The organism is Sphingomonas sp. (genome assembly GCF_039595165.1).
GTDB lineage: Bacteria > Pseudomonadota > Alphaproteobacteria > Sphingomonadales > Sphingomonadaceae > Sphingomonas.
The window spans coordinates 1-21,681 of sequence record NZ_JBCNMA010000049.1 but is presented as its reverse complement, the minus strand read 5'-3'; the positions used below and the strand labels follow the sequence as shown (position 1 = coordinate 21,681).

The following is a 21,681-nucleotide window of genomic DNA, read 5'->3' as shown; positions in this document are numbered from 1 at the left end:
GCCAGCAGCCCGAATGGTTCTACAAGGGCCGTCTCGCCCAGCTCGTAGCTGGCAAGGATGTCGGCGCGGTTCTGCGGGAACTGCGAGAACATCGCCTTGAGCCCCGAGCGGACGCCTTCCCTGCCCTCGCGCAGCACGGCACCGCGATAGCCCGCCTCGCAGGCATCGTCGGTCATCAGCTCGACATAGGCGTCGGCATCCTGCGCATTGTAGCGCGCGATCAGCTCGTGCGCAGTGGCGACGCGGGCGCTCACCGGTCGCACTCCCCGAACACGATGTCCATCGCACCGAGGATCGCGGTGATGTCGGCGAGCATGTGGCCGCGCGACATGAAGTCCATCGCCTGGAGGTGGCTGAACGCCGTCGGGCGGATCTTGCAGCGGTACGGCTTGTTGCTGCCGTCGCTGACCATGTAGATGCCGAACTCGCCCTTGGGGCTTTCGGTCGCGACATAGACCTCGCCCGCGGGAACGTGGAAGCCCTCGGTATAGAGCTTGAAGTGGTGGATCAGCGCTTCCATCGACTGCTTCATCTCGGCGCGCTTGGGCGGCACCACCTTGCGGTCGAGCGACGCGATCGGGCCGTCGGGCATCTCGTTCAGGCACTGGCGCATGATGCGCGCGGACTGCCAGACTTCCTCGACGCGGACCATGAAGCGGTCGTAGCAATCGCCGCGCGTGCCCACCGGTACCTCGAAGTCCATGCGGTCGTACACGTCGTAGGGCTGCGACTTGCGCAGGTCCCACGGGATGCCCGCGGCGCGGATCATCGGGCCCGAGAAGCCCCATTTGATCGCGTCGTCGCGATTGACGATCGCGATATCGACGTTGCGCTGCTTGAAGATGCGGTTCTCCGCGACCAGGCTGATCGCGTCGCCGAACAGCCGCGGCAGGCGCGTGTCGAGCCAGTCGGCGATGTCGGTGAGCAGCTTCAGCGGAACGTCCTGATGGACGCCGCCCGGGCGCAGGTAATTATGGTGCATGCGCGCGCCGGACATGCGCTCGAAGAAGTTGAGGCAGTCCTCGCGGATCTCGAACATCCACAGGTTCGGCGTCATCGCGCCGACGTCCATCACATGGCTGCCGAGGTTCAGCATGTGATTGCAGATGCGGGTGAGCTCGGCGAAGAACACGCGGAGATACTGGGCGCGGACCGGCACCTCTAGGTCGAGCAGCTTCTCCACCGCGAGCACGAAGCTGTGCTCCATCGCCAGCGGCGAGCAATAATCGAGGCGGTCCATGTACGGGAGCGCCTGGGCATAGGTCTTGTACTCGATCAGCTTCTCGGTGCCGCGGTGAAGCAGGCCGACATGCGGATCGATACGCTCGATGATCTCGCCGTCGAGCTCGGTGACGAGGCGCAGCACGCCGTGCGCCGCCGGGTGCTGCGGGCCGAAGTTGATCGTGTAGTTGGCGATCTCGGTATTGTCGGCGGTCGACGCGTCCGGAATCTCGCCGTGCATCAGCTCGTGCGCGGTATCGCTCACTGGTTCTGCCCCTTGCCCTTGGTCGGGACCACGTCAGGGTCCTTGGGCTTCGACTTGCGCTTGTTGCCCGGGTTCGGCTCGCCCGCGCCGGTCTGGGCGGTCGAGTCGGTGGTCTTGGCGGTCTTGGCGCGCGGCTTGGCGACCTTCTTGGCCTTGTCGCCGGCCTTCTGCACCTCGTCGGCGGTCACCGGCGAGGGCGCCCCCTTGGCCTGCGGCAGCGCGGGTGCAGCCGGCGGCGCGGGCGGCGGAGACGGCGGTGCCTTGCCCTGCGGCGTGTCGCCCGGGCCGGCACCGGCGGCCTTCTCGTCGCCCGGCAGCACGTACTGCGCGCCTTCCCACGGGCTCATGAAGTCGAAGTTGCGGAAGTCCTGGGCGAGCTGGACCGGCTCGTACACCACGCGCTTGGCCTCTTCCGAATAACGAAGCTCGACGAAGCCCGAGAGCGGAAAATCCTTGCGCTGCGGGTGGCCGCGAAAGCCGTAATCGGTGAGGATGCGGCGCAGGTCGGCATTGCCTTCGAACAGCACGCCGTACATGTCGTAGACTTCGCGCTCGAGCCAGCCGGCAACCGGCCAGATGCCGGTGACGGTCGGCACCGGCTTCACTTCGTCCGTCGTCACGCGCACGCGGATGCGGTGGTTACGGGTGTAGCTCAGCAGCATGTAGCAGACGTCGAAGCGCTCGGCGCGCGCGGGATAATCGATCCCGGCGATCTCCATCAGCGCCTGGTACTGGAGCATCGCGCCGTCGCGCAGCGCGAGCATCGCCTCGACCAGCGACTCGCGCTTGACCGTCAAATTGACCTCGCCGACCAGGTCGGTCGCCTCGACCAGCATGTCGCCGAGCGCGGCCCGCGCAGCCGCGATCACGCCGTCATTGGCGGCGTATTTCGGAGCCGGCGCCCTCACCGCGTCACCGTGCCCGAACGGCGGATCTTCCGCTGGAGCTGCATCACGCCATAAAGCAAGGCCTCGGCGGTCGGCGGGCAGCCGGGGACGTAGATGTCGACCGGCACGATGCGGTCGCAGCCGCGCACGACGCTGTAGCTATAGTGATAATAGCCGCCGCCATTGGCGCAGCTGCCCATCGAGATGACGTATTTCGGCTCCGACATCTGGTCATAGACGCGGCGCAGCGCCGGGGCCATCTTGTTGCACAAGGTGCCCGCGACGATCATCACGTCCGACTGGCGCGGCGAGGCGCGCGGCGCGGCGCCGAAGCGCTCCATGTCGTAGCGCGGCATGTTGACGTGGATCATCTCGACCGCGCAGCAGGCGAGGCCGAAGGTCATCCACCACAGCGAGCCGGTGCGCGCCCACTGGAACAGGTCCTCGGTCGAGGTGACGAGGAAGCCCTTGTCGTTGAGCTCGCCGTTGAGGTCGTTGAAGAAGCCCTGATCCGGCTGGACCACCGAGCCATCCCCAGAGAAGCCGGGCTGGCCGGGCATGAGGATCGAAGAAGTCTGATTCACGTCGGTCATTCCCAATCCAGCGCCCCTACCTTCCACGCATAGGCGAGGCCCAGCGCGAGTTCGGCGATGAAGACCATCATCGAGATCCACGCCGCCCAGCCGAGGTCGAACACGGTGACCGCCCAGGGATAGAGGAACGCCGCCTCGAGGTCGAAGATGATGAAGAGGATCGCCACCAGGTAGAAGCGCACGTCGAACTGGCTGCGCGAATCCTCGAACGCGGGGAAGCCGCACTCATATTCGGTGAGCTTCTCGGGGTAAGGCTGGTGCGTGCCGGTGAAGCGCGCGGCGATCATCGGCAGAAACACGAAGGCGCTCGACAGCACCAGCGCCACCCCCAGGAACAAGAGGATCGGCAGATATTCTGACAGGTCGACCAAGACGGCTCTCGCGGTTGCGGAAACTTGGGGTCGCTTTAGGCCGATGGATGGGGGGCATCAAGGGCGGAAACCCTTGAGAATCACTCGCAACTGAGGCGCGAAAAACAACCCGATCCGTCATCCCAACGAAAGCTGGGGTCTCCCGGTTCCTGGACGGATCGCGTGCCGCTGGAGACCCCAGCTTTCGCTGGGGTGACGGCATCGACTCAAGCGTTACGCAGCGAGCCCGCCAGCAGCTTGTGCAGCTTCGAATGCAGCGCGTCGGTGGCGGCGAGCACCTCGCCCTTGGCCAAGGCGTTATCCTGCCCGCGATAGTCGGTGACGAAGCCGCCCGCCTCTTTCACGATCAGGATGCCCGCGGCGATGTCCCACGCGTTCAGCTTGCTCTCCCAGAACCCGTCGAAGCGGCCCGCCGCGACCCAGGCGAGGTCGAGCGCGGCCGAGCCGAAGCGGCGGATGCCGGCGACTTCGGGCGCGATCGCACCGAAGATGCGGCTCCACTCGGCGAAGTTGCCGTGACCGAGGAACGGGATGCCGGTGCCGATCAGCGAGTCCGCCAGGTCCTTGCGCGCCGACACGCGCAGCCGCTGGTCCTGCAGCCAGGCGCCCCGGCCCTTCTCGGCCCAGAAGCTCTCGTCGGTGACCGGCTGGTAGATATAGCCGTGCGTGATCTCGGGCTTGCCCTGGCTCCCGCGCGGATCCTCGACCGCGATCGACATGCAGAAATGCGGGATGCCGTGGAGGAAGTTGCTGGTGCCGTCGAGCGGATCGATGATCCAGCGCGGCTTGTCCGGATCGCCCTCGATCACGCCGCGCTCCTCGACCAGGAAACCCCAGTCCGGCCGCGCCTTCTGCAGCTCCTCGATCAGCGTGTCCTCGGCGCGCTTGTCGGCCATCGACACGAAGTCGGCCGGCCCCTTGCGGCTGACCTGGAGGTGCTGGACCTCGTTGAAGTCGCGCCGCAGCCGCGGCCCCGCCTTGCGCGCGGCACGCTCGATGACCGTGATGAGGCCGGAATGGCTTACCAAAACAATGCTCCCAAATACCCTCTCCCGCTTGCGGGAGAGGGCTAAAGGTCAGTCCGCCCGGCGGACGTAGGTCTGCTCGTACACGTCGACGACGATGCGCGTGCCCGACGCGATGTGCGGCGGGACCATGATGCGCACGCCATTGTCGAGGATCGCGGGCTTGTAGCTCGACGAGGCGGTCTGCCCCTTCACCACGGCATCGGCCTCGACGATCGTCGCTTCGATCGTGTCGGGCAGCTGGACGCTGATGGCTTCCTCTTCATAGAGCTCCATCACCACGTCCATGCCGTCCTGCAGGAACGCGGCGGCGTCGCCAAGCAGGTCCCGCGGCAGCGTGGTCTGGTCGTAGGTTTCCTTGTCCATGAAGACGAGGCTGTCGCCCTCGGGATAAAGGAACTGGAAATCCTTGGTGTCGAGGCGCACGCGCTCGACCGTCTCGGCGGAGCGGAAGCGGACATTGTTCTTGCGGCCGTCGCGCAGGTTCTTCATCTCAACCTGCATATAGGCGCCGCCCTTGCCCGGCTGCGTGTGCTGGATCTTCACCGCGCGCCAGATGCCGCCTTCATATTCGATGATGTTGCCGGGACGGATGTCCACGCCGCTGATCTTCATGGGGATCGCCCTATAGTGCTGAGAAAGACAGGTGGCGCGCCTTAGCCGCCTCGCCGCGTCCCCGCAAGCAGCGGATAGGGATCGACCGGCGTGCCCTGCCACCACCGCTCGCCGGGGGCGATGGTCGCGACCGCGAAATGGAGATGATAGTTGCCCGTGCCGGCATTGCCAGTGTCGCCGACATAGGCCAGCGTCTCGCCCGCGCGGACCTGCCGTCCCTCGGCGATGCCGGACGCATAGCCGCTGAGATGCGCATAATAGAGCATCCAGCGCCCGCCCGCGGCGCGCTGGTAGAGCGTCACCCCGCCGCCCCCCTTGGAGAAATAGAGCTTCTCGACCGTGCCGTCAGCCGCGGCGAGCACCGGCGTGCCGGCCGGCGCCATGATGTCGAGCCCCTGGTGACCGCGCGTGCCGCCGCCGCGCGCCTCGCCCCAGTTGTTGTGCAGCGTGGCGACGTCGATGCCCTGCACCGGCACGATGAAGGCCGTGGGGCCGGTCTGCGCGACGGGAGGCCGCGCGACAGCCGGCACGGGCGGCGTATCCGGCTGCGGCTCGATCACACGGATCGTCGCGGCGAGGAAAATGACCATGCCCGCGGCACAGGCGGCCACGGTCCAGCCGACCAGCCGCAGCAGGCTCATTCCTGGAACACCGCCACCGTGCCCGGCTCGACCATCAGCGCGAGCCGCGCCGCATCCCAGTTGGCGAGGCGAATGCAGCCATGGCTTTCGCTGCGGCCGATCAGTTGCGGCTCGGGGGTGCCGTGGATGCCGTAATGCTCCTTGCTGAGGTCGATCCACACCACCCCGACCGGGCTGTTGGGCCCCGGCGGCAGCAGCGCATCGGGCTTCTTGTCCGAAACGTCCCAGAACAGCTTGGGATTATAGTGGAAATCCGGGTTGGTCGCGACCCCGCGGATCTTCCAGCTGCCAATCGGCAGCGGATCCTTGGTACTGCCCGTGGTCACGTTGAACTGCGCGGCGAGCTTGCCGTCCTTGCCGAACACGCGCAGCACCTTGTCGGACTTGTCGACGACGATCCGCCCGGCCTTGGGCTGCGCCGCGCCCACATTGAGGTCGGCGAGCGTCTTGCGCCATTCGGGCTTCAGATCGGCCGGATAGTCGCGCGACGCCGGATTCACGCCAGGGAACAGCACCGGCACGCCGGGGGCGAGCCGCGTGTCGGGGCTGTTGAGCTCGATCAGCACCTCGGGCGTGGTGTGGAACATCTCGGCCAGCTTCTCGAGCGCCGAGCGGTAGCCCATCGTCTTGAGCTTGGCCTGCGCCTGAGGATCCTTGGGAAACGGCCGCACGAAGGGTCCGCTCAGCATCTCCGGCGTGAGCCGCAGCGTGCGCGTCGGCCGGATCGCGCGATGCGCGTGAAGCGCCTGGAGCGTGCGCTGGTCGATCTTGCCCGTCACCGGCAATTGCCGCGCGATCTGGAAGCCCTTGAGCGCGGCGGTGAGCGACTGGCCCTCGCGCCCGTCGAGCACGCCGGGCGGGAAGCCGAGATGGTCGAGGATCACCTGTACGTGCAGGATGTCCTCGCTCAGCGCCGGGCGCTGCGCCGCGACCTTCTTGGGCGCATTGGCCTGTTGTCCGAGCGCTGCCGTTCCGGCCAGCGCCATCGTCCCGATGATCCCCGCTACTACGCTACGCACACCGACTCTCCACGTTGTTACAGGGAGATAACGAGGAAGCGCGCGCACGGTTTCCCGTCAATAGCGCCGGCGCAGCCGTTCGACGGTTTCGGTCGGCTTGGGCTTGCGGTGCACCTTCCCGCCTTCTTCCTCGAGGCGGCACTCCTCCTCGAGATCGCTGCGGATGCGTTCGATCTCGGTGTCGCTCATATGCTCGATGCCGACGAACTGGCCGCGCGCATTCTCGACCGCGCGGATCAGTTCGTCGAGCTTGGCCTGCATCGCCGCAGCGTCGCGGTTCTGCGAGTTCTGGATCAGGAACACCATCAGGAACGTCACGATCGTGGTCGAGGTGTTCACGATCAGCTGCCAGGTGTCCGAGTAGTTGAACATCGGCCCGGTGACCGCCCAGCCGAGGATCAGCAGCACGGCGACGATGAAGGCGAGCGGTTGTCCCGCAAGCGCGGCGATGCGCCCGGCGACGACGGTGAAGATACGGTCGAGCAAGGGCGCCTCCTGCCGTTACGCCCCCGCAAGGACGGCCTGGAACCGCTGAACGGCCTCGGCTTCGTCAGAGTTCCACACCGCGCCCGAGACGGCGAGGAAATCGGCGCCCATGCCGACCAACGGCGCGGCATTGCCCGGCGTGATCCCGCCGATCGCGACGCACGGAATCTCGAACAGGGTGGTCCACCACGACAGGATCGCCGGATCCGGGCGGTGAGTCGTCTCCTTGGTGCTGGTCGGGTAGAAGGCGCCGAACGCGACATAGTCGGCCCCCGCCTCGCCCGCTTCCATCGCCAGGTGGCGGCTGTCGTGGCACGTCACGCCGATCTGCGCCGACGGGCCGAGGACCGCGCGCGCCTCGCGCGGGTCGCCGTCGCCCTGCCCCAGATGCACGCCGTCGGCGCCGAGGCGCCTGGCGAGGCTGATGCTGTCGTTGACGATGAACGCCACCTCGCGATCGGCGCAGACGCGCAGCAACGGTTCGGCGAGGCGCGCCGCCTCGTGCTGGTCGACATCCTTGACGCGGAACTGGAACGCCGCGACCGGCCCGGCGTCGAGCGCGCGGGCGAGCCGGTCGGCGAAGCCACCGGTCACGTCGAGCGGCGAGATCAGATAGAGCTGGCAGGCCGGGCGCTTGTCGTCGCGCACGAACTGCGCGGCGAATTCGGGGCCGAGCGGGGGGAGATCGTCTTCGTCCATGGCGCCGCCCTATCGTCAGTAGCCCGACTTGTCGAACACATGCCCCTCGGGGTCGAGATCGCGCAGGTCGCGCCCGCGCGTCTCCTTGCCGTAGCGCCACACCAGCAGCAGCGCGAGCGCGGTCGGCAACGCGATCAGCCACGCCGAGGTACCGAGCGCCGGGATCATCGCCGCGATGCTCAGGATCTGCGCGAACACCCCGCCGAGCTTGCTGCACGCCGCGATCCAGCCGGTCGCGCGGCCGCGGATGCGCAGCGGGAAGCTTTCCGCGGCATAAGGCAGCAGCATCGCGATGATCCCGTTGCTGCCGACGATCAACAGCGCGACCGGCAGCACCGGGCTGCCGCCGCCCGATCCGGCGAGCCGCAGCACCCCGCCAAGACCCGCCAGCGTGACCGCGATCGCCAGGATCAGCGCATATTTGGTGCTCCACGCATGATAGATCCACGCGACGAGGAACACCGTCGGCAGCGCGATCAGCGCCGAGGCGGCGAGCAAGCCGCTCGACAGCTCCATCGAATAGCCGCGCGCGACCAGCTCGACCGGCAGCCACAGCAGCAGCCCGAAATTGACCAGCCCCCAGCAGATCGCGGCGAGGCTCAGCGCGGCGAGCTTGCCGGCGAAGGCGCGCCCGGTGAGTGGCACCGCGGTCCCGCGCGCGGCCGCCGGCACCGCGGCCGGCGCGACCTTCCGCACCGCCGATCCGAACTGCGCCATCACCCGTTGCGCCTCTTCGATGCGGCCTCGCGCCATCAGGAACTTGGCGGATTCGGGGATGAGCCCGCCGAGCAGCACGAGCAGCAGCCCGCTCGGCAGATTGGCGAGCCACAGGATGCGCCAGCTGAACACCGGCTCGAGCCAGGTCGCGATCAGGCTCGCCGCGGCATAGCCGCCGACTGCGCCGAGCCCGCCGACCAGCACCAGGCTCCAGCCGCGATGCCGGCTCGGCATCATCTCGGCGAGAAGGGCATAGGTGACCGGAAGCATGCCGCCCGCCGCCGCGCCCATCAGGAAGCACATGCCGATATTCCAGGCGAGCGAGGGCATCGCCCCGCAGATCGAGGTGCCGACGAACATCACCGCCGACAGCAGGATCGACGCCTTGCGCCCATAGAGATCGGCGACCCAGCCCCACAGGAACGAGCCGACCACGGTGCCGCACAGCGCGAAGAACGGCACGAGCGACACCGTCGCGCGCGGCACGCCGTACTCGCGGATCATGCCGGGGATGGTGAAACCGAGGCTCGCCGGCTTCATGATGTCGATCACCAGCGCCACGACCAGCACCAGCATCAGTCGCCAATGCGCCCAGGACAGCGGCGCGTCCTCGGGCGCGGCGACCACCAGTCCCTCCGATGCGGCGCGCTGCGCGGCGAGGTTGCGCGGGAGCAGGCCATAAGCCGCGACGCCGACTCCCGCGACGATCATCCACATCCCCGCGATCATGCCGCTGTCCATCGGCATTCCGGCCATGTGGAAGCCCATCGACCGGCCCATCCAGAACATCGGCAGATGCAGCACGACCCCGGTCGTCACCGCGATCACCCCGATCGCGAATGCCCAGAGCCGCCGGTCCGATAGTGCGATGCCCGCCATGTGCCTCCCGTCGTGTTCGTTTCGAGTGCGCATTCATGCGCGCGTCATTCGCGGCTGGCTAGACCCGCGCCATGCGTCACGCCTTTCCCCTCGCCGCCATCGCCTTGTCGGGCTGCGCCGCCACAGCGGCGAGCCCGCGCGAAGGCCCCGCACGGCTCGGACAGACCGTCTATGTCGACGGGCCGCGCGTGACGCCGCTCCGCGTGATCGAGGATAGTCGCTGCCCCGCCAACGTCGTCTGCGTATGGGCGGGCCGCGTCGTGCTGCGCGCCCGCGTGGAAGGCGGCGCGTGGTCGCGTGAGATCGACCTGGCCCTCGGCCAGCCGGCGCAGGTCGCGGACGGCAAGCTGACCCTGACCGCGGTCACGCCCGGACGCCACACCGACCGCGCGATCGCCTCGCGCGACTATCGCTTCGCCTTCGCGTTCCAGGGCGGGATCTAGCACGCAGCGCTTCGCGCCGCCGCGCGTTACCGGCGGATGTCGCGCTCGCCCATCCGCATCGGCTGCTCCGGCTGGAACTACCGCCACTGGCGCGGGACCTTCTATCCGGAAAAGCTCGCGGTGAAGCGCTGGTTCGGATTCTACGCCGAGCAGTTCGACACGGTCGAGATCAACAACAGCTTCTACCGCCTGCCCAAGGCCGAGACCTTCGCCGCGTGGCGCGACCAGGCGCCGCCGGGCTTCTGCTATGCGGTCAAGGCCAATCGCTTCATCACGCAGGCGAAGAAGCTCAACGACTGTGCGGACCCGCTCGAGCGGATGATCACGCCGGTCCGGCACCTCGCGCCCGCGCTGGGGCCGATCCTCTACCAGCTCCCGCCCAGCCTCGGCCTCAATCTCGAACGGCTCGAGCAGTTCCTCGCGCTGCTGCCACCCGATCTCACCCATGCCTTCGAGTTCCGGCACAAGAGCTGGTATGCCGATGCCACGGCCGAGCTGCTCGATCGCTTCGGCGCCGGTTTCGTCATTCACGACTTTCCCGGCCTGCCTTCGCCGCATTGGGTGACCGGCAAGCTCGCCTATCTCCGCTTTCACGGCGCGGGCGGCAAATATTGGGGGCGCTATGCCGAAGCGGCATTGCTCGAATGGGCCGAATGGATGGCCGCGCAAGACCGCCCGGTCTGGGCGTATTTCAACAACGATACGGATGCCGCGGCGATCAACGACGCGCTGACTCTCAAGGCGATGGTGCGGCAAGCGATCCGTTGAGCGATTTCAGCGCGCCCCCGCCATCACCTCGGCGACACGGATCGAGATCGCGTCGAGCTCGACCCGCGTGCCGCGCAAGCTGTCGAGCATCGGCTGCAGCGTGGCCAGCGAGGCCGGCGCCTTGTCGAGCGTGTCGGCGGTGCGGCGCAGCTGGCTCGCATAACGTTGCGAGACGGCGAAGCTTTCCTGCTGGAGCCCGCTCACCGCGAGCACCTTGTCCGCCATCGCCCGCGCACTCACCGAGTCGGCGTCCTTCTTGCCCGCCAGCTCCGCCGCGACGTTGGTGAACTCGCTCCGCTGCGCGTCGAGCCGCTGGTGCCCGGCCGCGATCACCTTGTCGACCTCACCGGCGATCGCGCGCAACTCGCCCGCCAGCGCGGGGTCGGGCTTGCGCAGCGTCAGCCGCTCGGCGCAGTCGAGCAGGCGCACGCCCGACTTGAAGAAGAGCAGCTCGAACTGGAATGCGTGATAGGCCGGGTCCTCGACTTCGGCCGTCGCGGCCCAGGCGCCGGTCATCGCCGACTGCGCGCGGTAGAGCGCTCGCGCCGAATCGAGCAGCTTGATCACCGCCTGCTCCGCCGCGCGCGGATCGCGCTTGCGCATCGCGGCCAAAATGCCGGGGATGGTCGCGGTCACGTCCGCGATGTTGCCCATCATCCGCTGCATCTCCGATCGCAGCGCTACCGGGCGGACATCGGCGATCAGCGCGAGCCGGGGAAAGTCGGGGGTGTCGAGCGCCTCGAGACGGGCGCGCGCGGTGCGGACCGCTTCGTCGAGGCGCGCAAGCACCGGGCGTATGCTGGCCTCCGCTTCATCGGGCGAGCGAGTTCGCATCGCCGCGTTCCAGCTCGGCCCGAATTCGCGAAAGACCGCGATCGCCGGTGCCGTCGCCTCGTCGAGCTGCATGATCCATTTGCCGAACTCGATCATCTCGGCGTGGATGGCTTCCGGCTTGGAAACGGCGCGGTTCGCCGCGGCGGCAGCGGCCTTGCTGTCCGTCCGCTCGGCACCGAGCGCCGGCACGGCGAGCGACAGCGCCGCCCAGCCAAGGATCGATCGCAGCATTGTTCCCCCCAATCGCAACGCGTCACAGCTTGCCGCCTGCGCCTTGCAACGTCGAGGGAATTCGCGTCAGGCGGCGAGCGCCCCCTTGCTGGTCGAGGCGCAGTGGATCTCGTCGATCGCGCTGGCGAGCGCGCCGTCGAACTCGTCCTGGCTCATGCCGTGGCGCAGATCCTCGAGCAGCGCGCGGCTGAAGCTCGCGATCATGCCGCGGTTCCTGGCGAGCTCGGCGCATGCCTCGGGCCGCTTGAACCCGCCGGAGAGCGCGACGACGCGCAGCACCTTGGGATGGTCGACGAGCGCGTCGAACAGCCCGGCCTGCGCGGGAATCGACAGCTTGAGCATCACCTGTTGGCCCTCGGGCAGCGCGTCGAGCGCCTTGAGGATCTCGTCGCGAAGGATCGCATCGGCCTGCGCGCGCTCGGGTGACTTGATGTTCACCTCGGGCTCGATGATCGGCATCATGCCGTGCGCAAGCACCTGGCGGCCGACCTCGAACTGCTGCGCGACGATCGCGGCGATGCCCTGCGCATTGGCGAGGTTGATCACCGAACGCTCCTTGGTGCCGAATACGCCGAGGCCCTTGGCGCGGACGAGCAGCGCATCGAGCTCGGGCATCGGCTTCATCAGCTGGACGCCGTTCTCCTCGGCCTCCAGGCCCTTGTCGATCTTGATGAACGGCACCACGCCGCGCTCGATCAGCGCCTGCGGGGTCGGCTTGCCGTCGACCTCGCCGTCCATCGTGCGCTCGAACAGAATCGCGCCGATCACCTTGTCCCCGGTGAAGGCGGGCGAGGTGATGATGCGGCTGCGCATCGCGTGGATCAGGCCGAACATCTCCTCGTCGTCCGAATAGGCGTCTTCCTCGATGCCGTAGCCCTTGAGCGCCTTGGGCGTCGAACCGCCGCTCTGGTCGAGCGCGGCGATGAAGCCGTTCCCGTGCGCGATCTTGGCGGTCATCTCGGCGGTATTCATGTGGTCCGTCCCCTGCTCTCGGCCCTTTGGGCTTGTCTCTCGTGTCGCGACCTCGTTGAGTCGCCGGTGGCTGTCCGGGCCTATTGCAGCGCGGCAAGCGGGTGAAAAGCCTGACAACGGTAGTCAGCGAATACGAGATCGGCGTCAGTCATGATACGGGCCGCGCCGTCTCACGACTTCGCGATATATCGCATCGAGCTCGCGCGCATAGCGTTCGAGCGTCGTCCGCTTGCGGCGCTTGAGGGTGTGCAGCAGCGCGCCCCTCCAGATTCTCCCGTTCAACATGAGCGGGCCATGCTCTGTCGCGGCGTCAACGAGCCGTTCCAGTCGCACAAACAGATCCTGGTCCGGGAAATGGGTCGGGAGCAGCAGCAGCACGTGCGACAGCGCTGCCTCCATGCGTTCCGCATTCGGCGCGAACGACGTCGTTAGTATCTGAACAGCACCTCCGACCCGTTGGTCGACATACGACCAAGACCAGTAGAGATCGTTCTTGCCCACCCGCTATCGGGCGAGGGCCGCGACGCCCGGAAGCTCCTTGCCTTCCATCCATTCGAGGAACGCGCCGCCCGCGGTCGAGACGAAGCTCATATCGTCCGCCACGCCCGCCTGGTTGAGCGCCGCGACGGTGTCGCCGCCTCCCGCGACCGAGACCAGGCTGCCCTCCTTGGTCAGCGCCGCCACGGTGTGCGCGAGCGCCATCGTCGCGGTGTCGAACGGCTTGGTCTCGAACGCGCCGAGCGGGCCGTTCCACACGAGCGTGCGGCAATTCTTGAGCACGTCCGCCAGCGCCTCGCTCGCCGCCGGGCCGATGTCGAGGATCATCTCGTCGGCGGCGACCTCATGCACGTTGCAGGTGCGCAGCGACGGCGGGTTGGCGGCGAATTCCTTCGACACCACTACGTCGTACGGCAGATGAATCGTGCAATCGGCCTTCTCGGCCGCGTCGAAGATTTCCTCGGCCGTGCCGGTGAGGTCGTGCTCGGCGAGCGACTTGCCGACATCGACGCCACGCGCCGCGAGGAAGGTGTTGGCCATGCCGCCGCCGATGATCAGGTGATCCACCCGGCCGACGAGATGCTTGAGCACGTCGAGCTTGGTCGAGACCTTCGCCCCGCCAACCACCGCCGCGACGGGATGCTCAGGGCTCCCCAGCGCCTTGTCGAGCGCGTCGAGCTCAGCCTCCATCTGGCGGCCGGCGAACGCGGGCAGAACGGCGGCCAGCCCCGTGGTCGAGGCGTGCGCGCGATGCGCGGCGGAGAAGGCGTCGTTGACGTAGAGGTCGCCGAGCGCGGCGAAGCGCTCCACCGTCTTGGGATCGTTCTTCTCCTCGCCGCCGAAGAAGCGTGTGTTCTCCAGCACCGCGATGTCGCCGGGTCGAAGCGTCGCGACCGCCTCGGCATCGCCTTCCCAGTCGATGTAGCGCACCGGACGGCCCAGCACCTGGCTGAACGGCCGAGCGAGCAGCGCGGTCGAGAGCTCGGGGCTCGGCACCCTGGGCCGCCCGAAATGCGCGAGGACGAGGACGATCGCACCCTTGTCGGCGAGTTCGCTCACCGTCGGCACCGCGGCGCGGAAGCGGGTGTCGTCGGTGACCTGGCCGTCGGCCATCGGCACGTTGAGGTCCTCGCGCACCAGTACGCGCTTGCCGGCGATGTCGCCCATGTCGTCGAGGGTCTTGAAGGCTCGGGTCATTCTTCGATCCTGATCTCGTCGCCCACCGCGATCTCGCCGGGAGCGATCACCATCGTACATACGCCGCCGCGCCAGTCGGGCGTCAAGGCGGCCCGCAACCCGTCGGCCAGCGCGTTCATTCGCTCGCAGGGGTCGGTCTCGACCGTCACTTCGAGCACCACGTCGGCGCCGATGCGCAGCCTCTTGCCCGCCACCTGCGGCAGGTCCAGCCCCTCGACGAGGAGGTTGGCGCGGCGCTGTTCCCACGGGATGTTATGCCCCACCAGCGCCATCGCCGCCGCCCAGTCTCCGGCCTCGATCAGCGAGACCTGGCGCTTGTAGGGCTTGCCCTTCATCGCGCCGCGGAAATCGCCGGCAATGCCGCCCTCCAGGGTTACCCGGGCGTGGTCGATGGTCTCCATCGGCGCCTTGGGGAACGCATGGCGGGCAATGCCGGCGATCCGGCCCATGGTTACCCCAGCTTCGCCATCGCGGCGGCGGTGTCGACCATGCGGTTCGAGAAGCCCCACTCATTGTCGTACCAGCTGACGACGCGGACGAGCTTGCCGTCGATCACCGCGGTCTCGAGGCTGTCGACGGTCGAGCTGTAGGGCGTGTGGACGATGTCTATCGACACCAGCGGCTCGTCCGAGAAGGCGAGCACGCCCTTGAGCGGGCCGTCTTGCGACGCCGCCTTGAGGATCGAGTTGACCTCCTCCTTGGTGACGTCGCGCTTCGGCGTGAAGGTCAGGTCGATCAGCGAACCGTCGGGCACGGGCACGCGGACCGACGAGCCGTCGAGCTTGCCCTTGAGTTCGGGCAGCACCTCGCCCACCGCGCGCGCGGCGCCGGTGGTGGTCGGGATCATGCTCATCGCGGCGGCGCGGGCGCGCCGCAGGTCCGAGTGGATCTGGTCGAGGATCTTCTGGTCGTTGGTATAGGCGTGGATCGTGGTCATCAGGCCGCGCTCGATGCCGATCGTGTCGTTGAGCACCTTGGCCACCGGCGCGAGGCAGTTGGTGGTGCACGACGCGTTCGAGACGATCGTGTGGCCGGCCTCGAGCTTGTCGTGGTTGACGCCATAGACGACGGTGAGGTCGACGCCCTTGCCCGGGGCCGAGATCAGCACCTTCTTGGCGCCGGCGTCGAGATGCTTCTGGCAGCTCTCGCGGTCGGTGAAGAAGCCGGTGCACTCCAGCACCAACTCGACGCCGTTGGCGGCGTGCGGCAGGTTGGCGGGATCGCGCTCCTTGGTCACCTTGATGCGCTTGCCGTCGACGATCAGGTCGTCGCCCTCGGCCGAGACTTCGCCGGGATAGCGGCCATGCACGCTGTCGCGGCTGAACAGCCACGCGTTCGACTTGGCGTCGGCGAGATCGTTGATCGTCACCAGCTCGAGCCCGCTGTGGGGCCGTTCGAGGATGGCGCGCGCCACCAGCCGGCCGATGCGTCCGAACCCGTTGATCGCAACCTTCGTCATCAAAATCCTCCTAGGCCTTCAGTCGTTCGATAATCTGCGGGGCGATCGCCGCCGCGGTAAGCCCGAAATGCTCGTAAAGCCTGGGCCCGGGGCCCGAGGCGCCGAACCGGTCGAGACCGAAGCGCAGCCCGTGGATGCCGGTGTAGCGCTCCCAGCCGATCGTGGTGCCCGCCTCGATCGAGACGCGCAGCACGTCGCGCGGCAGGATCTCGTCGTGATACGCCGCGTCCTGCGCGTCGAAGCGCGACCAGCAGGGCAGCGAGACGACATCGGCGCCGATCCCCTGCGCTTCGAGCTCGGCGCGCACCGCGACCGCGATCTCGACCTCCGAACCGGTGGCGATCAGCACGACCTTGCGCTCGGCTTCGGCGGCCTGGAGACGATAGCCGCCCTTGGCCGCGCCGCCCTTGCTCAGCTGCGGCAGGTTCTGGCGCGACAGCGCGAGCAGCGACGGCCCATCCTTGCGCGCCACCGCCTCGCCCCAGGCTTCCGCGGTCTCGACCACATCGCACGGGCGCCACACTTCGAGATTGGGGATCAGCCGCAGCGACATGACATGCTCGACCGGCTGGTGAGTCGGCCCGTCCTCGCCAAGGCCGATCGAGTCGTGCGTCATGACATAGACGACGCGGGCATTCTGCAGCGCCGATAGGCGGATCGCCGGGCGGGCATAGTCGGAGAAGACCAGGAAGGTGCCGCCATAGGGCAGTACGCCGCCGTGCAGCGCCATGCCGTTCATCGCCGCGGCCATGCCGAACTCGCGGATGCCGTAGCGGACGTAACGGCCCGCCGGGTTCTCCGCGGTGAAGTCCTGCATCCCCTTGGTCAGCGTGTTGTTCGACGGCGTCAGGTCGGCCGAGCCGCCGATCGTCTCGGGCAGCGCGGCGTTGATCACCTCGAGCGCCATCTGGCTGGCGCTGCGCGTCGCGACCTTCTTGGGCTCGGCGAGCAGGCTCGCGATATAGGCATCGAGCGTGAAGCCGTTGGGCAGCTCGCCCGCCATGCGGCGCGTGAATTCAGCGCTATCCGAATGACTTGCGAGACGATCATTCCATGCGGCGTGAGGTTCTGCACCCCGTTTGCCGGCTTCGAGCCAGGCCGCGCGGATATCCTCGGGGACCTCGAATGCCGGATGGTTCCAGCCGAGCTCGACGCGCGCCGCGGCGACTTCATCCGCGCCCAGCGCCGCGCCGTGGGTGGCCGACGTGCCCTGCTTGTTGGGCGCACCTTTGCCGATGATCGTCTTGCAGCGGACCAGCGAGGGACGCGGGTCGGCGAGCGCGGCGTCGAACGCCGCCTTGATGCTCGCCGGGTCGTGGCCGTCGCACGCCACCGTGTGCCAGCCAGTCGCTTCGTAGCGCGCCGGAATGTCCTCGCTCGACGAGAGCCCGACCTTGCCGTCGATCGTGATGTTGTTGTCGTCCCACAGCACGATCAGCCGCCCGAGCTGCAGGTGCCCGGCGAGCCCGATCGCCTCGTGGTTGACGCCCTCCATCAGGCAGCCGTCACCCGCCAGCACCCAGGTGCGATGGTCGACCAGCGCATCGCCGAACGTCGCGTTGAGGTGCCGCTCGGCGATCGCCATGCCGACACCCATCGCGAGCCCTTGGCCGAGCGGACCGGTGGTGCACTCGACCCCCGGCAGCTCGAAATTCTCAGGGTGACCGGCGCAAGGGGAGCCGACCTGGCGAAAGCTCGCAATGTCCTCGATCGTCGGGCGCGCATAGCCGGTGAGGTGGAGCAGCGAATAGATCAGCATCGAGCCATGGCCCGCCGACAGCACGAAGCGGTCGCGATCGGCCCATTTGGGATCGGCCGGATCGTATTTCAGATAATCGCTGAACAGCACGGTGGCGACGTCGGCCATGCCCATCGGCATGCCGGGGTGGCCCGAATTCGCGGCCTCGACCGCATCCATGGAGAGCGCGCGGATGGCATTGGCGCGGTCAATGAACGAAACGGTCACGGCATGTCCCCTGATGCCGGGCCCGCATCCCGCCTGACCCGGCGAATCGAATGTGGCGTGCCAATGCGGCGGGCAGGCGCGCGCGTCAACACCGGGGGCTTGCGGGGCGGGTAAAGCGTGCCTATCCACGCCGGATGGCGGAGGCGGCATCCCCTGCGCTCGACCGGATCGAGCGCGCGATCGCGCGGATCGAGGCGGCGGCGCGCAAGCGCGCGTTCGAGGCGGACCGGCTCGAGCACCGCCACGCGATGCTGCGCGAGAAGGTCGAGGACGCGATCGAGGCGCTCGACGCGCTGATCGAAAAGCAGGCGGCAGAATAATGGGCCAGGTCACGCTCACCGTCGCCGGCCGCAGCCACACCATCGCCTGCCGCGACGGCGAGGAGATTCATCTCCAGCGGCTCGAGGGGATTCTCAACCAGCACGAGGAGACCGCGCTCGCCGCCTCGGGCGGGCTGTCGGGCGAGCGCACCATGCTGTTCCTCGCGCTGATCCTCGCCGACCTGCTCGACGAGGCGGAGCGCAATCCGCCGGGCGGCGTCTCGCCGGTGCTGCTCGACAATCTCGCCGACCGGCTCGAAGCCGTCGCCGCAGCCCTTGAGGATCGCGGCGAAAATTCCTAAATAGGCGCGTGGCGGGCACTGCCCGGTACGAGCTATCGATCATCCCTGAGGCTATTCATCATCCACGGGGACTGTCCCTGCGCAGATCCAGGTCTGACGTACATGGTCCCCACCTGACGTTTTGGGCGTCAGTGGATATCTCAGCAACCGGCCCATGGTGGTCCCGCCACACCTGATTTCAGCATCCGGACACGCGATGGACGACAAGAAGACCCTTCGCGCCCGGATGCGTGCCTTGCGCGACGAGTTCGCGATGACCATTGGCGGTGTGATCGAACCGCCCCCCGCCCTGCTCGCCCGTTTCGCGCCCGGGGTCACCGTGTCCAGCTACGTCCCCGTCGGCAGCGAGGCCGATCCCACCGCCATCGCCTTCGCCGCGAGCGAGCGCGGCTGCACGATCGTGCTGCCCCATGTCACGGGCCGCGAGTCGCCCGTGCGCTTCTTCCCCTGGTCGCCGGAGCAGCCACTGGTCGACGGGCCGCTCGGCCTGCGTCAGCCCTCGGACGACGGGCTCGAGGCGGACCCCGACATCGTCCTCACCCCCCTGCTGGCCTTCGATGGCGCGATGAACCGGCTCGGCCAGGGCGCGGGCCATTACGACCGCGTGTTCGAACGGCTGCCCGAAGCGTGGCGGATCGGGGTCGCTTGGTCGGTGCAGCAGGTCGAGGCGCTCGTCATCGATTCCTGGGACATGCCGCTCCACGGCGTCGTCACCGAGGCCGCGTCCTGGGGCGCGGCGGCGGCATGACACCGGCCCCCTCCTGGCGCAAGCCGGTCGGCGCGCTCGCGATCATCGCGCTGATCCTGGTGTGGTGCGTCGGCGTGGCGAGTCTCTCCGCCACGGTCGGCCAATGGCCGGTGCTCGTCCAGCTGCTCTTCTACGTCTTCACCGGCATCGTCTGGATCCTGCCCTTGAAGCCGCTGCTTCGCTGGATGGAAACCGGCCGCTGGAAGATGCCCAAGGCGGACTGAGGCTCATATGATCCTCCCCCGCCAGGGGGAGGATTAGGAACGCCGCTCCGTTTCTAGACGTAGGGGAAGCCGTAATAGGTGTAGACCTGCTCCTTATAGTCGCGGTCGTAGTTCGGCTCCTCGCCCTCGGCGTCATAGCCCGGCGCGCCTTCGATCTGCTCCTTGGTCACGTCGACCACATAGCCGCCCTTTTCGGGCACATAGGTCAGTGCTCGCCACGGCAGCGGATAGTGGCGATGGCCGATCCCGAACAGGCCACCGAACGCCAGCACCGCATATTCCGCCTGGCCCGAGACCTTGTCGACCATGAAGCGCTCGACCGTGCCGAGCCGGTCACCGTTGCGGTTGTACACCGCGGTGCCCTCCACCCGATCCGACGCGATCATCGGATTGGGGCTGTCGATGCTAGTGTCCATTTCGTGTCTCCTTCCGGAGCAAAACGCACGAACACCGGCTAAGTGTCAGCGCCCCAGCGCCGCGCGGGTCGCCGCATCGGCCGGATAGAAGGCCTCGATCACCAGCTCGGAGAGCGTCACGTCCTGCGGCGTCCCGAACACCGTGGTGGTCGACAGGAACGACAATTCCCCCGCCTCGGTGCGCAGCCGCAGCGGCACCACCGGGCTCGCGGTGACCGCGGGCGGCTGGCGGCGCGGTTCGAGCGAGGGCATCGCCTCGAGCTCGGTCAGCAGCGCCTCGATCGCCGCGTCGCCGGTCGCCTTGGCCTCATGGCGCAGCCGCGAGAGGATATGCGCGCGCCACTCGCCATAGTTGGCGATGCGCGGCCCCAGCCCCTCGCGGTGCAGGCTGAGCTTGAGCACGTTGCTCGGCCGCGCGAGCAGCCACGGCGCCACCCCCACCAGCAGCGGTGCCACCGCGTCGTTGTGAGCGACCAGGTTCCACGCGCGATCGACCACCAGCGCCGGAAACGGCTCATGCCCCTTGAGGATCAGCATCATCGCCGCGCGCACATCGGCCAGCGCCTCGTCCTCCAGCGCATGCTCGGCGAAGTGCGGCGCATGGCCTGCACCCAGCAGCAGCCGGTTGCGCTCGCGCAGCGGCAGCTCGAGGCTTTCGGCGAGCAGCAGCACCATGTCGCGTCCTGGCTTCGACCGCCCGCTCTCGACGAAGCTCAGATGCCGCTGCGAGATACCCGCCTCCATCGCGAGGTCGAGCTGGCTGAGGCGCCGCCGTGCGCGCCAGTGGCGGAGCTGTTCGCCGACGGGCTGGATGGTCTGGCTGGCGGCCTGCTGGATGACGTGCTGCATGCGGCGGAACCTATCGCCCTGATCCGCGCCGTACCACCCCTCGACGGTTGCGAAGGATACCAAGCCGCCCTAGCAACGCTGCCCATGCGTATCCTTGCCCTCGCAGCACTGCTGCTCGCTTCCGCCGCTCCTGTGCCCGCCCTCGCCCAGAAGGTCGCGCCGATCCTCACCACGCCCGAGGCGAAGGACGCCTGGACTCGCGCACGCCCGGCCGAGGCGCGCGTGACTCATGTCGATCTGAACCTCGACGTAGATTTCGCCCGGCAGACCATCGGCGGCACCGCCACGCTCGATGTGCTCGCGGCCAAGGACGCGAAGGAAATCGTGCTCGACACGCTCGACCTCGATATCCATTCGATCACCGACGAGGAGGGCGGAAAGCTCGCCTACGCGCTCGGCGCCAAGGACGCGGAGCTCGGCAGCCCGCTCACCATCCAGCTCGCCGGCGCGAAGAAAATCCGCATCACCTACAGCGCAAGGCCGGGCGCCCGCGCGCTGCAATGGCTCAAGCCCGAGCAGACGCTGGGCAAGAAGCTGCCCTTCCTGTTCAGCCAGGGCCAGGCGATCAACAACCGCAGCTGGATCCCGACTCAGGACAGCCCGGGCATCCGCCAGACCTGGTCGGCGACGATCACCGTGCCCGACGGCTTCGTCGCGGTGATGAGCGCGAAGATGCTCGACGGCGCGCAGGGCGCGCTGGTTCCGCACCAGAAGCGCCGCTTCCGCTTCGCGATGGAAAACCCGGTCCCGCCCTATCTCATCGCGCTCGCCGTCGGCGACCTCGCCTTCAAGGCGATCGGACCGCGCTCGGGCGTCTGGTCGGAGCCGGGCATGCTCGACGCGTCGGTCGCCGAGTTCGCCGATGTCGAGAAGATGATCGACGCGGCGCAGGCGCTCTACGGCCCCTATCGCTGGGCAGACCCGTTCCTGGAACGCCGTACCGCGTACGTCCAGCGGCAGGTCCAGTCCCAGTTGAGGCGACTCGACGAAGCCCACCACCTGCGCCACCAGCCGTTCGAAGTCGGCGTCGCCGCCG

The 21,681-nt window shown here is 68.0% G+C and carries 27 protein-coding genes and 1 pseudogene; 7 read left to right on the top strand and 21 right to left on the bottom strand.

Going from position 1 to position 21,681, the window contains the following annotated elements:
• The 12 genes from ABDV68_RS10385 to ABDV68_RS10330 all read right to left on the bottom strand — a co-directional run.
• On the bottom strand, positions 1 to 254 hold a 254-nt coding region (locus ABDV68_RS10385), incomplete at its 3' end, for a nuclear transport factor 2 family protein (RefSeq protein ID WP_343519827.1).
• The gene (locus tag ABDV68_RS10380; RefSeq protein WP_343519829.1) at positions 251 to 1,462 is read right to left on the bottom strand and encodes an NADH-quinone oxidoreductase subunit D; all 1,212 of its coding nucleotides are present in this window, start codon (positions 1,460 to 1,462) and stop codon (positions 251 to 253) included. The genes ABDV68_RS10380 and ABDV68_RS10385, both read right to left, overlap by 4 nt.
• Positions 1,463 to 1,482: 20 nt before the next feature.
• Positions 1,483 to 2,394 carry an NADH-quinone oxidoreductase subunit C gene (locus ABDV68_RS10375; RefSeq protein ID WP_343519826.1) on the bottom strand — a complete coding sequence of 304 codons (912 nt, stop codon included), beginning with the start codon at positions 2,392 to 2,394 and terminating at the stop codon, positions 1,483 to 1,485.
• Positions 2,391 to 2,933, bottom strand: a complete 543-nt coding sequence (locus ABDV68_RS10370; protein ID WP_343519828.1) for an NADH-quinone oxidoreductase subunit B family protein — start codon at positions 2,931 to 2,933, stop codon at positions 2,391 to 2,393. The genes ABDV68_RS10375 and ABDV68_RS10370 overlap by 4 nt, the downstream gene beginning before the upstream one ends.
• Before the next feature lie 29 nt (positions 2,934 to 2,962).
• A complete protein-coding gene (gene ndhC, locus ABDV68_RS10365; RefSeq protein WP_343519825.1) occupies positions 2,963 to 3,337 on the bottom strand; it encodes an NADH-quinone oxidoreductase subunit A in 375 nt (124 codons plus the stop codon).
• 206 nt (positions 3,338 to 3,543) lie between these two features.
• Entirely contained in the window at positions 3,544 to 4,365 is an 822-nt protein-coding gene (locus tag ABDV68_RS10360) for an inositol monophosphatase family protein (protein WP_343519824.1), read from the bottom strand.
• A 48-nt stretch (positions 4,366 to 4,413) separates the two neighbouring features.
• A complete protein-coding gene (gene efp / locus ABDV68_RS10355) occupies positions 4,414 to 4,977 on the bottom strand; it encodes an elongation factor P (RefSeq protein ID WP_343519823.1) in 564 nt (187 codons plus the stop codon).
• Between the two features lie 41 nt (positions 4,978 to 5,018).
• Positions 5,019 to 5,618, bottom strand: coding sequence for a M23 family metallopeptidase (locus ABDV68_RS10350; protein ID WP_343519822.1), 600 nt, complete (start codon positions 5,616 to 5,618; stop codon positions 5,019 to 5,021).
• Complete coding sequence (locus ABDV68_RS10345; RefSeq protein ID WP_343519821.1) at positions 5,615 to 6,637, bottom strand: L,D-transpeptidase family protein; 1,023 nt, start codon at positions 6,635 to 6,637, stop codon at positions 5,615 to 5,617. The genes ABDV68_RS10350 and ABDV68_RS10345 overlap by 4 nt, the downstream gene beginning before the upstream one ends.
• A gap of 57 nt (positions 6,638 to 6,694) precedes the next feature.
• Positions 6,695 to 7,123 (bottom strand): low affinity iron permease family protein, encoded by a 429-nt coding sequence (locus ABDV68_RS10340; protein WP_343519819.1) that lies wholly within the window; start codon positions 7,121 to 7,123, stop codon positions 6,695 to 6,697.
• A 15-nt stretch (positions 7,124 to 7,138) separates the two neighbouring features.
• Entirely contained in the window at positions 7,139 to 7,822 is a 684-nt protein-coding gene (gene thiE / locus ABDV68_RS10335; RefSeq protein ID WP_343519818.1) for a thiamine phosphate synthase, read from the bottom strand.
• A gap of 15 nt (positions 7,823 to 7,837) precedes the next feature.
• Positions 7,838 to 9,418, bottom strand: coding sequence for an MFS transporter (locus ABDV68_RS10330; protein WP_343519817.1), 1,581 nt, complete (start codon positions 9,416 to 9,418; stop codon positions 7,838 to 7,840).
• Between the two features lie 71 nt (positions 9,419 to 9,489).
• Between ABDV68_RS10330 and ABDV68_RS10325 the strand changes: the two genes are divergently transcribed.
• The gene (locus tag ABDV68_RS10325; protein ID WP_343519816.1) at positions 9,490 to 9,861 is read left to right on the top strand and encodes a hypothetical protein; all 372 of its coding nucleotides are present in this window, start codon (positions 9,490 to 9,492) and stop codon (positions 9,859 to 9,861) included.
• Between the two features lie 36 nt (positions 9,862 to 9,897).
• A complete protein-coding gene (locus tag ABDV68_RS10320; RefSeq protein ID WP_343519815.1) occupies positions 9,898 to 10,629 on the top strand; it encodes a DUF72 domain-containing protein in 732 nt (243 codons plus the stop codon).
• Between the two features lie 6 nt (positions 10,630 to 10,635).
• On the opposite strand, the gene ABDV68_RS10315 is transcribed toward ABDV68_RS10320, so the two are convergent.
• From ABDV68_RS10315 to tkt, 7 genes are all read right to left on the bottom strand, one after another.
• Positions 10,636 to 11,694 (bottom strand): hypothetical protein, encoded by a 1,059-nt coding sequence (locus tag ABDV68_RS10315; protein ID WP_343519814.1) that lies wholly within the window; start codon positions 11,692 to 11,694, stop codon positions 10,636 to 10,638.
• A 66-nt stretch (positions 11,695 to 11,760) separates the two neighbouring features.
• A complete protein-coding gene (locus ABDV68_RS10310) occupies positions 11,761 to 12,666 on the bottom strand; it encodes a fructose bisphosphate aldolase (protein WP_343519813.1) in 906 nt (301 codons plus the stop codon).
• Between the two features lie 144 nt (positions 12,667 to 12,810).
• Positions 12,811 to 13,065 carry a hypothetical protein gene (locus ABDV68_RS10305; RefSeq protein ID WP_343519812.1) on the bottom strand — a complete coding sequence of 85 codons (255 nt, stop codon included), beginning with the start codon at positions 13,063 to 13,065 and terminating at the stop codon, positions 12,811 to 12,813.
• Positions 13,066 to 13,170: 105 nt separating this feature from the next.
• Positions 13,171 to 14,361: a phosphoglycerate kinase gene (locus tag ABDV68_RS10300; RefSeq protein WP_343519811.1), complete on the bottom strand. Its 1,191-nt coding sequence runs from the start codon at positions 14,359 to 14,361 to the stop codon at positions 13,171 to 13,173.
• Positions 14,358 to 14,810 carry an MOSC domain-containing protein gene (locus tag ABDV68_RS10295; protein ID WP_343519810.1) on the bottom strand — a complete coding sequence of 151 codons (453 nt, stop codon included), beginning with the start codon at positions 14,808 to 14,810 and terminating at the stop codon, positions 14,358 to 14,360. The genes ABDV68_RS10300 and ABDV68_RS10295 overlap by 4 nt, the downstream gene beginning before the upstream one ends.
• A gap of 2 nt (positions 14,811 to 14,812) precedes the next feature.
• Positions 14,813 to 15,823 carry a type I glyceraldehyde-3-phosphate dehydrogenase gene (gene gap, locus ABDV68_RS10290; protein ID WP_343519809.1) on the bottom strand — a complete coding sequence of 337 codons (1,011 nt, stop codon included), beginning with the start codon at positions 15,821 to 15,823 and terminating at the stop codon, positions 14,813 to 14,815.
• Positions 15,824 to 15,830: 7 nt separating this feature from the next.
• Entirely contained in the window at positions 15,831 to 17,786 is a 1,956-nt protein-coding gene (gene tkt, locus ABDV68_RS10285; RefSeq protein ID WP_343519807.1) for a transketolase, read from the bottom strand.
• Between the two features lie 134 nt (positions 17,787 to 17,920).
• Between tkt and ABDV68_RS10280 the strand changes: the two genes are divergently transcribed.
• The 4 genes from ABDV68_RS10280 (at position 17,921) to ABDV68_RS10265 (ending at position 19,380) form a co-directional block, all read left to right on the top strand.
• Positions 17,921 to 18,106 (top strand): hypothetical protein, encoded by a 186-nt coding sequence (locus tag ABDV68_RS10280; RefSeq protein ID WP_343519805.1) that lies wholly within the window; start codon positions 17,921 to 17,923, stop codon positions 18,104 to 18,106.
• Positions 18,106 to 18,408 (top strand): cell division protein ZapA, encoded by a 303-nt coding sequence (locus tag ABDV68_RS10275; RefSeq protein ID WP_343519804.1) that lies wholly within the window; start codon positions 18,106 to 18,108, stop codon positions 18,406 to 18,408. The genes ABDV68_RS10280 and ABDV68_RS10275 overlap by 1 nt, the downstream gene beginning before the upstream one ends.
• 196 nt (positions 18,409 to 18,604) lie before the next feature.
• Positions 18,605 to 19,156 carry a 5-formyltetrahydrofolate cyclo-ligase gene (locus ABDV68_RS10270; protein WP_343519803.1) on the top strand — a complete coding sequence of 184 codons (552 nt, stop codon included), beginning with the start codon at positions 18,605 to 18,607 and terminating at the stop codon, positions 19,154 to 19,156.
• Positions 19,153 to 19,380: a DUF2842 domain-containing protein gene (locus ABDV68_RS10265; RefSeq protein ID WP_343519801.1), complete on the top strand. Its 228-nt coding sequence runs from the start codon at positions 19,153 to 19,155 to the stop codon at positions 19,378 to 19,380. Before ABDV68_RS10270 ends, ABDV68_RS10265 begins: the two co-directional genes overlap by 4 nt.
• A 53-nt stretch (positions 19,381 to 19,433) precedes the next feature.
• Here the strand turns inward: ABDV68_RS10265 and ABDV68_RS10260 are convergent, their stop codons facing one another.
• Both ABDV68_RS10260 and ABDV68_RS10255 read right to left on the bottom strand, forming a co-directional pair.
• A complete protein-coding gene (locus ABDV68_RS10260) occupies positions 19,434 to 19,796 on the bottom strand; it encodes a PRC-barrel domain-containing protein (protein ID WP_343519800.1) in 363 nt (120 codons plus the stop codon).
• Between the two features lie 45 nt (positions 19,797 to 19,841).
• Positions 19,842 to 20,645 carry a helix-turn-helix transcriptional regulator gene (locus tag ABDV68_RS10255; protein WP_343519799.1) on the bottom strand — a complete coding sequence of 268 codons (804 nt, stop codon included), beginning with the start codon at positions 20,643 to 20,645 and terminating at the stop codon, positions 19,842 to 19,844.
• 84 nt (positions 20,646 to 20,729) lie between these two features.
• Here ABDV68_RS10255 and ABDV68_RS10250 point away from each other — a divergent pair.
• Positions 20,730 to 21,681: pseudogene (locus ABDV68_RS10250) on the top strand (hypothetical protein); the annotation flags it as partial.

Bases quoted from the DNA above. Each gene is read 5' to 3' on its own strand.
- ABDV68_RS10255 (WP_343519799.1), bottom strand. From the start codon at position 20,645: ATGCAGCACGTCATCCAGCAGGCCGCCAGCCAGACCATCCAGCCCGTC.
- ABDV68_RS10305 (WP_343519812.1), bottom strand. From the start codon at position 13,065: ATGGAGGCAGCGCTGTCGCACGTGCTGCTGCTGCTCCCGACCCATTTC.
- ABDV68_RS10260 (WP_343519800.1), bottom strand. From the start codon at position 19,796: ATGGACACTAGCATCGACAGCCCCAATCCGATGATCGCGTCGGATCGG.
- ABDV68_RS10265 (WP_343519801.1), top strand. From the start codon at position 19,153: ATGACACCGGCCCCCTCCTGGCGCAAGCCGGTCGGCGCGCTCGCGATC.
- ABDV68_RS10350 (WP_343519822.1), bottom strand. From the start codon at position 5,618: ATGAGCCTGCTGCGGCTGGTCGGCTGGACCGTGGCCGCCTGTGCCGCG.
- ABDV68_RS10325 (WP_343519816.1), top strand. From the start codon at position 9,490: ATGCGTCACGCCTTTCCCCTCGCCGCCATCGCCTTGTCGGGCTGCGCC.
- ABDV68_RS10320 (WP_343519815.1), top strand. From the start codon at position 9,898: ATGTCGCGCTCGCCCATCCGCATCGGCTGCTCCGGCTGGAACTACCGC.
- ABDV68_RS10315 (WP_343519814.1), bottom strand. From the start codon at position 11,694: ATGCTGCGATCGATCCTTGGCTGGGCGGCGCTGTCGCTCGCCGTGCCG.
- ABDV68_RS10380 (WP_343519829.1), bottom strand. From the start codon at position 1,462: ATGCACGGCGAGATTCCGGACGCGTCGACCGCCGACAATACCGAGATC.
- efp (WP_343519823.1), bottom strand. From the start codon at position 4,977: ATGAAGATCAGCGGCGTGGACATCCGTCCCGGCAACATCATCGAATAT.
- ABDV68_RS10270 (WP_343519803.1), top strand. From the start codon at position 18,605: ATGGACGACAAGAAGACCCTTCGCGCCCGGATGCGTGCCTTGCGCGAC.
- ABDV68_RS10310 (WP_343519813.1), bottom strand. From the start codon at position 12,666: ATGAATACCGCCGAGATGACCGCCAAGATCGCGCACGGGAACGGCTTC.
- ABDV68_RS10300 (WP_343519811.1), bottom strand. From the start codon at position 14,361: ATGACCCGAGCCTTCAAGACCCTCGACGACATGGGCGACATCGCCGGC.
- ABDV68_RS10330 (WP_343519817.1), bottom strand. From the start codon at position 9,418: ATGGCGGGCATCGCACTATCGGACCGGCGGCTCTGGGCATTCGCGATC.
- thiE (WP_343519818.1), bottom strand. From the start codon at position 7,822: ATGGACGAAGACGATCTCCCCCCGCTCGGCCCCGAATTCGCCGCGCAG.
- ABDV68_RS10370 (WP_343519828.1), bottom strand. From the start codon at position 2,933: ATGCCCGGCCAGCCCGGCTTCTCTGGGGATGGCTCGGTGGTCCAGCCG.
- ABDV68_RS10280 (WP_343519805.1), top strand. From the start codon at position 17,921: ATGGCGGAGGCGGCATCCCCTGCGCTCGACCGGATCGAGCGCGCGATC.
- ABDV68_RS10295 (WP_343519810.1), bottom strand. From the start codon at position 14,810: ATGGGCCGGATCGCCGGCATTGCCCGCCATGCGTTCCCCAAGGCGCCG.
- ABDV68_RS10275 (WP_343519804.1), top strand. From the start codon at position 18,106: ATGGGCCAGGTCACGCTCACCGTCGCCGGCCGCAGCCACACCATCGCC.